Source organism: Haliea sp. E1-2-M8 (genome assembly GCF_030649675.1).
In the GTDB taxonomy this organism is placed as follows: Bacteria; Pseudomonadota; Gammaproteobacteria; order Pseudomonadales; family Halieaceae; genus Haliea.
Map to the genome: position 1 here is coordinate 1 of NZ_JAUTDR010000051.1, position 8,249 is coordinate 8,249.

At 50.5% G+C, this 8,249-nt stretch carries 7 protein-coding genes, 1 pseudogene and 1 riboswitch; of the genes and pseudogenes, 3 read left to right on the plus strand and 5 right to left on the minus strand.

Annotated features, from left to right (window positions below; all coding sequences use genetic code 11):
* Window positions 1-881: 881 nt before the first annotated feature.
* Both Q6D67_RS21220 and Q6D67_RS22010 read right to left on the minus strand, forming a co-directional pair.
* Window positions 882-1,217, minus strand: coding sequence for a type II toxin-antitoxin system HicB family antitoxin (locus tag Q6D67_RS21220; RefSeq protein WP_304707804.1), 336 nt, complete (start codon window positions 1,215-1,217; stop codon window positions 882-884).
* Window positions 1,214-1,468, minus strand: a complete 255-nt coding sequence (locus Q6D67_RS22010; RefSeq protein WP_370552019.1) for a type II toxin-antitoxin system HicA family toxin — start codon at window positions 1,466-1,468, stop codon at window positions 1,214-1,216. Before Q6D67_RS22010 ends, Q6D67_RS21220 begins: the two co-directional genes overlap by 4 nt.
* 266 nt (window positions 1,469-1,734) lie before the next feature.
* Between Q6D67_RS22010 and Q6D67_RS21225 the strand changes: the two genes are divergently transcribed.
* The 3 genes and pseudogenes from Q6D67_RS21225 to Q6D67_RS21230 all read left to right on the plus strand — a co-directional run bounded on the left by Q6D67_RS21225 (window position 1,735) and on the right by Q6D67_RS21230 (window position 4,930).
* Entirely contained in the window at window positions 1,735-2,361 is a 627-nt protein-coding gene (locus tag Q6D67_RS21225; protein ID WP_304707806.1) for a tyrosine-type recombinase/integrase, read from the plus strand.
* A 454-nt stretch (window positions 2,362-2,815) separates the two neighbouring features.
* Window positions 2,816-3,646: pseudogene (locus Q6D67_RS22015) on the plus strand (zinc-ribbon domain-containing protein); the annotation flags it as partial.
* Between the two features lie 114 nt (window positions 3,647-3,760).
* Window positions 3,761-4,930, plus strand: a complete 1,170-nt coding sequence (locus Q6D67_RS21230; RefSeq protein ID WP_304707808.1) for a zinc-ribbon domain-containing protein — start codon at window positions 3,761-3,763, stop codon at window positions 4,928-4,930.
* 188 nt (window positions 4,931-5,118) lie between these two features.
* On the opposite strand, the gene Q6D67_RS21235 is transcribed toward Q6D67_RS21230, so the two are convergent.
* The 3 genes from Q6D67_RS21235 to Q6D67_RS21245 form a co-directional block, all read right to left on the minus strand.
* Entirely contained in the window at window positions 5,119-5,766 is a 648-nt protein-coding gene (locus Q6D67_RS21235) for a putative metal-binding motif-containing protein (protein ID WP_304707810.1), read from the minus strand.
* Window positions 5,767-5,785: 19 nt separating this feature from the next.
* Window positions 5,786-5,869: riboswitch (cyclic di-GMP riboswitch) on the minus strand.
* A gap of 85 nt (window positions 5,870-5,954) precedes the next feature.
* Window positions 5,955-6,518, minus strand: coding sequence for a hypothetical protein (locus tag Q6D67_RS21240; RefSeq protein ID WP_304707812.1), 564 nt, complete (start codon window positions 6,516-6,518; stop codon window positions 5,955-5,957).
* Window positions 6,519-7,031: 513 nt separating this feature from the next.
* Window positions 7,032-7,898, minus strand: a complete 867-nt coding sequence (locus tag Q6D67_RS21245) for a trypsin-like serine protease (RefSeq protein WP_304707814.1) — start codon at window positions 7,896-7,898, stop codon at window positions 7,032-7,034.
* Between the last annotated feature and the right edge of the window lie 351 nt (window positions 7,899-8,249).

Sequence of the window (8,249 nt, forward strand, 5' to 3'; positions counted from 1 at the left end):
ATCTGACTGTAAAGCTGTGTATCTTTCATGATGACAAGGCTAATCTACCCACACGATTTGGTGAAGACCCATTTGTTTAGAGCAATATCCCATGCTTTAAGAATACACCGGGACACCCACAAGTTTCTTAGCGGCAAGACTAGACCGGACTTTAGTGGCGTAAGAAATATGGTAAATAGTATTACCGACATCAATCCTGCACTACGTGAAGATTGATCGATCATACGGCATGCTTTATGCTCAATCACTGTGTAGAAAAGAACTGGCGGTACGGTAACCAGGGTAAGCAACAACAATGCGGGGAGGGCAATCTGGCTCGTCTCGGTTGCTGCTGATGCGCAGGCTGAAAAAAACCAACCTACATGAAGTAGGTAAGCTTTCAGAAGCATGGATCGCTTGCGCCGCAGTTGCTCGATTAGCACGGACTTCTCCACCTTTATCGCCGTGCACAGTGCTGGCAGCGAATCTGCCACCCGACGCCGATAAGTGAGAACTGCTGCAATTGGTTAAGAAGCATTGACCACTTACCTCTGGATAGTGTCCCCTCTCTCGAAGGCTTCGAACGATTTCAAAGAACCTCCACTACGGAACTTCGGTTTCAGGTCGGAAGCGCTCTCCGCAGATTCTACATCAGCAACACGTTGCAGAGCGATGCCGGAGTTATTCACTCACGGCCAGGAGCGGGCATCAACGCCCCTGTTCGATCACCTGTGTGGAGCTGCAAAGTAANAGATTCTACATCAGCAACACGTTGCAGAGCGATGCCGGAGTTATTCACTCACGGCCAGGAGCGGGCATCAACGCCCCTGTTCGATCACCTGTGTGGAGCTGCAAAGTAACGGAACAACGGTCATTCCGTAGCGGACTGCTAGCCTGGTCAATTATTGCGATGAAATTGCTCGTTGTAATGCATCCTGCGCCCAGGCATTTAAACTTTTCCCTTCAGCCTCCGCGCGAATTGCGGCCCTTGCATGAATTGCCGGATCAATGCGCAACATCACCTTGCCTGAATACGGGCGCTGTGGGGCACGCTTTAACTTCTCACAAGTGGCAACATAATCTTCAACCGCCTCTTCAAATGCGGCCTTAAGTTCTTTGACAGAATCACCATGAAATCCAACTACATCCCGAATTCCGGCAATATGACCGATAAAGCACTGATCTTCATCGCTGTATTCAATTCGGGCCGAATAACCCTTGTAATTCATAATGTTCATAATTGTACTCCTGCGCGGAAGAGAAACTCTTTGGCGCCCCTGACCTGATAGGGCTTTGCTTCCTTATGAGGATGTGGCCTATGAAAAGTAGCCACTACCCCATTCAGTTCAAACCGGACTCGAGACCCACTGCCTTCAATCGTCTGCGCCCCCAGCGCTACGAATAGCGCTTCTATTCGACGCCACTCCGTGGTCGAAGTGTTGGAGGTGCCTAGAATAGCGGCCAGCGTCTTGCGATGAGTGCTGTTCATGGCGAGAATGATATCACATTGTGATAGCGCTTGGTAGCGCGAATTGCGGACTAACTCCCACCATCACCGGAGGGGTTGTTGAGGCGCCGGGAGTGCCTGCCCGACCAAGTTGCCGGGTGGAATTGAAGAAGCTTCAGCCCAGCGAACGACCGGGGGACAGCTGTCTGACGACACCTCGGATCCCAGCAGTATACTTCCGGTCTAGACGTCGACCAATGATGAAACACTAACCATACTTATAACCCACCCCTGTGGAGGGTAATATAATGGGAAATGTCAGTGAATGCGCACACCAAGAAAGCACCTGGAACAAAGGCAGAGTGGTCGGCCAAAAGCCACCACTTAAACTCAGAGAAATCTGGGCGCTTCGCGTCAGGCTCGAGATCGCCAACCACCATCGCGACCTCGCCTTGCTCAACCTGGCCATCGATAGCAAGCTCAGAAGTTGCGACCTCGTGAAGCTGAAGGTCAGAGACGTCGCGCAAGGTGCCAACATCCTGAGACGAGCGATGGTAATTCAGCAGAAAACCTTACAACCGGTAAAATTCGAAATCACTCAGCAGACACGGGAATCTTTAACAACCTGGATCGAATCGAGAAAGCTGACTTCCGAAGACTATCTGTTTCCAAGCCGCATCCACCACCGCGCGCATCTCAGTACCAGGCAGTATGCGCGGATCGTAAAGTCTTGGGTTGCACAAATTGGCTTGCAACCTGAGGATTACGGCACCCACTCATTGCGTAGAACCAAAGCAACCCTGATCTATAAGCGAACCAAAAATCTGAGAGCAATTCAATTGCTGCTCGGCCATACGAAGCTTGAAAGCACAGTCAGATACCTTGGGATCGAAGTAGACGACGCCCTGGAACTGGCAGAACAGACCGAAATATAGCTGTGGGCAATCATTTTCAGATTGGCGGCTTTCTCAAAGCCGCCACCTTTCCGGTTAGGTCATTCTCGGCCAGGAGCGGCCGCTCTGGTGGCTTGGTCGAGCACTGCAATCCGAATCGACCGCTTCGGGCTAATTGTTTATAGCTCGCTAGTCGGTAGCCTAATTGACGATTATGCTGGTTACACAGCCCCATCAATCCCGAGATACACAAGAGTGGCGAGAGCGCCAATTCTAGTCGTCACTACCCTCGCCGTGTATAGTTCAGACTCCTCGCAAGCGGCTGCGCGCGGACAAGAACATTTGAGGAAGAGCTGAAACAAGCCATAGAGATTAAAAGGTGGCGAAGTCGTTTTGGAAAATATGCGATTCACCTTCAACTTGAAAAATATCTCTAACCCACAAGGGAACCGAGGGTGTCTTTTACTATAACTGTGACTACTGAGGATTGAGTTCGGTGCGGAGCCCCGGGAGGTTTTCAGATGAATACCCTAGGCTACAAAAAGAGTGGTGCGTCGAACGTAACCAGGGCCTTTCGCTGGACGACTTTACACCCTATTCAAATAGAAAAATGTGGTGGCGATGTTCGGTTGATGGTGGACATGTTTGGCGAGCCGAAATAGCCAAACGAACAAAGCTATCGCGAGGATGTCCATACTGCTCAGGCCGCCTTGCGTCACCGGGAAGAAATCTCGTCGATTGTTATCCGGCGTTGGTTGGAGAACTACACGCAACTGAGAATGGCAATTTAGACCCAACCACGATAACACCCCGATCTGGCAAAAAGTTATGGTGGCAGTGTCCGGTGCACTTCGAGCACGTGTACATCGCACGAGTCGCAGATAGAACCGGCGCGGGCTCCGGGTGCCCTTACTGTTCTGGCCTCAAAGTCGATCACACAAACTCATTACAAGCTCGATTTCCCGATGTGGCGAAAACGTGGCACATGGAACAAAATGCTCCGCTTACACCGGCTGATGTCACTTGGGGCACCAACGGAAAATACTTTTGGAAGTGTACTAACGATCCTCGACACGTTTATCAGGCATCCGTGGTTTCCAGAACCTCACGAGGTAGTTCCTGTCCTATATGCCTTAACCAGGTGCTTGACGATACAAACACTCTCGCAGTTAAGTATCCAGAGATAGCTGATAGTTGGCACCCAACAAAGAACGGAGAGCTTAAGCCAGATCAAATAATAGCCGGTGGTAAGTCTCTCTACTGGTGGGTATGCCCAGTTGGGCATGAATGGAGAACAAGCGCCAAGGAAAGAATTAAAGGTACAGCGTGCCCAAAATGCTCTAATCAAACCAGCCGCCTCGAGATCAGGGTCTATTGCGAGCTTTCCGCACTATTTTCAATTGTTCTGTGGCGAGAAAGAATACACGGGACTGAGATAGACGTGTTGTTAGACGAGTTGCATATCGCAATCGAAATAGACGGTAGTTACTGGCACTCCGAGAAGGAAGAGAGCGATACAGAGAAGAGTAAATTTCTCGAATCGCAAGGCTATACCGTGGTCCGCCTTCGGGAATCGCCACTAAAAACCCTAGGGAAGTACGACATAGCGTATGATCGTGGGGACAGACCGAACAACCTTATTTGTAAGCTATTAACAGTAATTACCTCCCTGTGCGATCAGAAAGTGGAGGGCATTCAGAGTTATATATTGAACGGAAAATTCCTCGCTGACCAGAAATATAGAAAACTCGTCTCCCAACTCCCCAGCCCAGCAAACGAAAACTCGCTCGCCGAAGTCTATCCGAAGTCTAAAACGTGGTGGGACTATGAAAGAAACGATCCCTTGACACCAACTATGTTTCTTCCAGCAAGCAACAAAACTGTGTTCTGGAGGTGTCCCAAAGGACATTCCTGGAGAAAGGCAATTTACGCCTGGGTTAGCGTAAATGATCGATGCCCAGATTGCGAAATCGCAGATATTTGTCTAGCTCGAATTTATCCAGCGATAGCACAGCAGTGGCACCCTCACAGAAATGGCGATGTGACTCCGGACAAGGTGACTAAGCGTTCTGATCAAAAAGTTTGGTGGATATGTAGTGCGGGTCATGAATGGGAGGCAACGGTTGCACATCGTACTAAGCCGCGCGGTTGCCCAGAGTGTGCCGGAAAAAAGGCCGGGGAACAAAACAATTTGCGGGTAATGCACCCGAAGATAGCCAACGAGTGGCACAAGACGAAGAACAAAGGGATATCGCCTGAAGACTTCACCTACGGTTCCTCAAAGAAGGTTTGGTGGCAATGCCCCAGGTCTCCGGGGCATGAGTACCAGATGCCAATTAAAATGCGGACTGGAAAACAGAATTCCGGTTGTCCTTATTGTGCAGGTCGCCGCGCTTCGCCGGAGAACAGTGTTGCCACTCAACGCCCTGAGCTGGCCCTGGAATGGAATACACATAAAAATGGTAGTTTGATTCCCCAAGAAGTAACAGTGCAATCAGGGAAGGTCGTTTGGTGGCGTTGTGCGGAAGGACATGAGTGGGAAGCGACAATACAAAGACGTTCTGTGGGTGCAGGTTGCCCGGAGTGCAAAAAGGAAACCAAAACGGGTTGACTTACAAGGTGGCGGCATACGGAAGAGGCGCGAACCGAATTGATTATTTTCAACCGAAAGTATCCGACTAAAAGGAAGGCGATCCCAGAGCTATTCACTCTCGGCCAGGAGCGGACGCTGCGCATCCCATTACAACCACAAAAAAAGCCCGGCGATTGCCGGGCTGATGCTTACGCGCAAAGATGGCCCTAAACCGTCTCGTCTATTGCCCCATCGCAATTGTCATCAATCAGGTTGTCTGGAATCTCTTCTGCGCCGGGATTCACTAGTGCATCAGAGTCATTGCAGTCAGCAAGGGCCGGGTCAGGGTCGTCGGCAAAGAAGCCGTCTCCGTCACCATCTACTGGCTGTAAAGTTGATCCATCGTCAGTTGTGCTGCTATCGCAGTCGTTGTCTACGCCATCGCCCAACTCTTCTATTGCATCTGGATTTATTAGCGGGTCAGCGTCGTTGCAGTCGCCTTGGACGCCTGTATATCCATCACCATCCAAGTCAACGGAGCCAAGCAGTGCCTCCAAGGTTTCGACGCGCTGTTGAAGATCGGTAACGGCTTGTCTAAGACCATTATTGCCTTTATTGCCGCCTTCGTCTCCTTCATGGTGCTCTTCCTGATCCTCAGTTACGACTTCGTCATCGTCGTCGTCCGCCCAGGGAGGTGGTCCGCCAGCCCATTCCGGTGGACCACCGGCCCATGCCGGGGGGCCGTTACCAGTCTCGGGCTGTGCTACTGCGGACAGGGACGTCGCTAAAAAGAGTGTGACAGCAACCGCAGATGCGCCAAGCAGCGAAAGTCTTGAGGAGGTAACCGATGTTTCGGAAAGCGTTAATATTTTCATGAGTACATCTCCGTATATTTCCGGTAGTCCCGCTGCCATAGTCTAATCCCTTAGGCCGGTAACTTTGCGTCACCATCTTTCGATGGTTTTGCCGTTTTTAGCTATACGTTTACGAACCATCATTACGACGGCAAGTTAAGAGTAAACCAATTTAATCCGTTGTCAAATTCACTCTCTGAACCCACCTCTCACGCACTCGGGGACATGTCGCCGTTGAGGCCAAGCCTCTGATTCTCTCGCTCAAAGATACCACGAATAACGGAGCCATCAGAGGGCTCTTCTTCGAGCGTTTCCGGGTTCCATTGACTGCGCGTTGTACCGAAGAAATCGCCACCGTAGATATGAATACCACCCGTGAAACGCAATAGTGGATTTGTTACCGAATGTAGAGCGTCCTCCGCAAGTAAGGCCGTGTCCTTCTGAAAAAGTGCGTCCGCGCCGAATGCCTTGATTCCGCCGGGAGTCCTCCTCCAGAAGATATTATCTTCGCGGCCTGTGTAGATTCCGATGCTAGCCCACATCAGATGATCGTGAGGCATGAGGTTCATCTGTGGAGTCCAAGTTGCGGCAAAAATAGTTAGTTCTGGCGAACTTAGAAACACCCGGAGACCGGCTTTGGATGGCTCCCCTATAGCCTCCAAAACTTTATTCGGTGTCGAGACCGCTTTTGCTAGAACGTCACTGACAGCGGTTTGGGCGTCACTTTCTTTATTTGCGATCAGGCAATCTTCGACAAACTGCTCAATGTCCATCCTCCCTCCTCCGGTTGACGCAGGCTGCCTAGTATCTGCGAAAGACGATAACGGTGTAATCAACTGGCTTGTGGCAGCTATTGCTCCCGCAACTATCATGCGACGTTGAAGGTTGACGCTGGGCTTGCTCGGACCTGCCATCTGCGGTGCTCCTCGCCCTTTTGGGGCTGTTAACGTCGCACTGTTGCGAATGATCCGCAATGCGAATATCCAGGATACCATCTAACTTGATTGAATTTCTTGCGGATGGCGGTTACGGACCGAGAACTGATATCGGATCATTCTAGACTACACGTCCACTCCTAGCCAATTTCGGAAACCGGCCAACAGCAGTCGGTGGATGCCCTGCCGTAGAGAGGCAGCTACCACCACATTGCTGTCGTCGAAGCTTCGAAAAAATCTTGTCTACTACATCTCGGAGCTAATGCAAATTTCTTGTGCCGACGGTGCGTGAAGACGTAGCGCGTAAAGAAAGGGGGCTAGAAGCCCCCTTTGAGTGGAAATTGGCATTCGTTAAAGAGGGTATTTTTTTAGCATGTCTTCGATGAAACCTGCCGCTTCTTGGGTGTCGGTGCGGTAATTGAAATCATTACCCATGCAGTAACTGTTCTTGGCAATACCGAAAGAGGTTACAGCCACCAAAATATTGGTGTCTTTGAAGAAAGTGGGACCACCGCTATCGCCATAACAGCTACCGCCGCCTATGCCCGGGTTGTTTGAGAATCTCGCCGACGACAGCCCATAACCGCTAAACTGGCTGTTTAACTCAATCAGCTTAACGTCGCCTTTTTGCTTGACGTAATCAGCAGAGTAAAAAACAGGTGCGTCGACCGGGGGATCCTGAAGTTGTACCGGTCCCCCCAAGAATGCCTGTAGTCCGTAGCCGACGGTAGTGAAAGATTGCTTGTCCTTGCCCTTCAATCCGGCCAGAAAACCGACTTCAGGTATTTCGGCATAACCTGAGAGCGAAACCGGCTCAGATAGCACGACTACGCCAATATCATAGGTAATCGGAAACGTTGCATAGTCATCCCATTTAGGATGAGCCTCAACGCTGTCGGCCGCAATCCACTTGTCAGAAAGCCAACCTAGTAAGGGAGGACTGAAATCCCCAACCGCATTATCATCAAAACGAACGAAAGTTGCTGCGTTGGGTTTTCCGTCAGTCTCCACGCAGTGCGCTGCTGTGAGCATCACCCACGGTGAGATCATTGTTCCTGTGCAGCTAAAGAGGCCCACTCCATTCCCGTCGAAAAACAACAGTGTCCCTACGGCGGGGTGTTCTCCATCGTCGGGTTCTCCCCATGTCACAGCATTTGCGAAACCAGCGAACGTCAGGCTTGAGAGAACAACTAGCAAAGTTTGCAGTACAAATCTCATACTTTTTCCTTATTTGAAGCATGCATTGCACAATGCACGCGGTCATTTTTGATGATACCGTTGGTATTAATACGCCAACGAATGACGAAACTCTAGCACCAACTCTCATATTCCTCCAGTCCACCGAAGAAGATCAAAGGACGACGATGCATCGGGGGCTGGTTCTGCTTCTATTAAACATTCGCACTCACGGGACTGAGAGTTCCGCTTCTAGGACGAAGCTGCCGCATTTGGAATGTATTTTCGAATCCATAACCGCGACCTTTCGGCCAAAAACGGACAACTCATGTGCTATAGAAACCAGCCAAATCTATTTGCTGCTAATACCTTGTTTCCCCACCCTGTTTCCCC